This is a genomic window from Streptomyces fuscigenes, from assembly GCF_021556455.1.
Classification (GTDB): domain Bacteria; phylum Actinomycetota; class Actinomycetes; order Streptomycetales; family Streptomycetaceae; genus Streptomyces; species Streptomyces fuscigenes.
Genome location: NZ_JAKGCV010000713.1, coordinates 1 through 1795, shown reverse-complemented (window position 1 = coordinate 1795; position 1795 = coordinate 1). Strand labels below are relative to the sequence as shown.

The window sequence follows — 1795 nt, the reverse complement described above, 5'->3', positions numbered from 1 at the left end:
CCGGCTCGTGCCGGCTCCCCGGCGGGCGCCGCGCACGCGCCCGCGGTGCTCCCGGTGCGGGCGATCCCCGCGCCGGGACCGGTGCCCCGGTGTGTCCCCGCCCGCCGAAAGCCCCTGGCGTACTCTGAAGCGGTTGTTGTACCCCGTGTGGAAGGACCCGTTCCGGTGACCGAGAAGGCCGACCCTACGTCCGTTGACATCGCCGGAGCCCTGGACCGCGCCGCCGCCGGGGGCCGCCTCACGCCCGCGGAGGCCCTCGTCCTGTACCGCGACGCGCCCCTGCACGCGCTGGGCGCCGCGGCCGACGCGGTGCGCCGCCGCCGCTACGCGGGCACCGAGCACATCGCCACGTACATCATCGAGCGGAACATCAACTACACCAACGTCTGCGTGACGGCGTGCAAGTTCTGCGCCTTCTACGCGGCCCCCAAGGACACGGCCAAGGGCTGGAGCCGTGATCTCGACGACATCCTGCGCCGCTGCGCGGAGACCGTCGAACTGGGCGGCACGCAGATCATGTTCCAGGGCGGCCACCACCCGGACTACGGCGTGGAGTACTACGAGACGGCCTTCGCCGCCATCAAGAAGGAGTTCCCCCAGCTGGTCATCCACTCGCTCGGCGCGTCCGAGATCGAGCACATGGCCCGCATCTCCGGCGTCTCCGCCGAGGAGGCAATCCGCCGTATCCACGCGGCGGGCCTGGACTCGTTCGCCGGCGCCGGCGCCGAACTCCTGCCGGAGCGCCCGCGCAAGGCGATCGCCCCGCTGAAGGAGTCGGGCGAACGCTGGCTGGAGATCATGGAGACCGCCCACAACCTGGGCGTCGAATCCACTACGACCATGCTGATGGGCACCGGCGAGACCAACGCCGAGCGGATCGAGCACCTGCGGATGATCCGCGACGTGCAGGACCGCACGGGCGGCTTCCGGGCCTTCATCCCGTACACGTACCAGCCCGAGAACAACCACCTGAAGGGCCGCACGCAGGCCACGCTCTTCGAGTACCTGCGGATGATCTCCATCGCGCGCCTGTTCCTCGACAACATCGCCCACATCCAGGGCTCCTGGCTGACGACCGGCAAGGAGGTCGGCCAGCTGTCGCTGCACTACGGAGCCGACGACCTGGGCTCGATCATGCTGGAGGAGAACGTCGTCTCCTCGGCCGGGGCCAAGCACCGGTCCAACCGCATGGAGATCATCGACCTGATCCGCAAGGCGGGCCGCGTCCCGGCGCAGCGCGCCACCACGTACGAGCACCTCGTCGTGCACGACGACCCGGCGAACGACCCCGTGGACGACCGCGTCGTGTCGCACATCTCCTCCACCGCCATCGAGGGCGGCACCGCGCACCCCGAGCTGAAGCTGCTCAGCACCAACTGAGGACGGCCGCCGTGCTGACGATCCACCACCCCGCCGGCGGGGTGCGCACCGGACGGAACGGACCTGTCACCCCGGGACTCGCGGTCGTCACCGACGGCGGACGGATCGCGGAGATCGGGCCGTACGGGAAGCTCGTCGAGGTCTACGGGGGCGAGGGCAGCGGCGCCCGCGTGCGGGCCTGGGACGGCGTTCTCGAACCCGGCCGGTACGCGGCCGACGGCGCCCTGCTGCTGGAGGGCTTCTACTGGCCCGACCCGCGCGAGGCCGGGGAGTTCGGCACCGGGCCCGTCCCGGTCGCCGGGGTCGCCATGACGGACACCCGCTGGGGAGCCGGCGCCCGCCGGGGCGTGCAGCGGCTGCTCGCGCGCGGGGTCACGGCCGTGGCCGGCCCCTTCACGCGCCCGCAGGTCGCGGC

General features: G+C 72.1%; 2 protein-coding genes. Both read left to right on the top strand.

What is annotated here, in order from left to right:
* The first annotated feature begins 165 nt into the window (after nucleotides 1-165).
* Entirely contained in the window at nucleotides 166-1380 is a 1215-nt protein-coding gene (gene mqnC, locus L1885_RS28000; protein WP_235799943.1) for a cyclic dehypoxanthinyl futalosine synthase, read from the top strand.
* 11 nt (nucleotides 1381-1391) lie between these two features.
* Nucleotides 1392-1795, top strand: a 404-nt coding sequence (locus L1885_RS27995) for a hypothetical protein (protein WP_372482055.1), incomplete at its 3' end; no start/stop codon positions are given.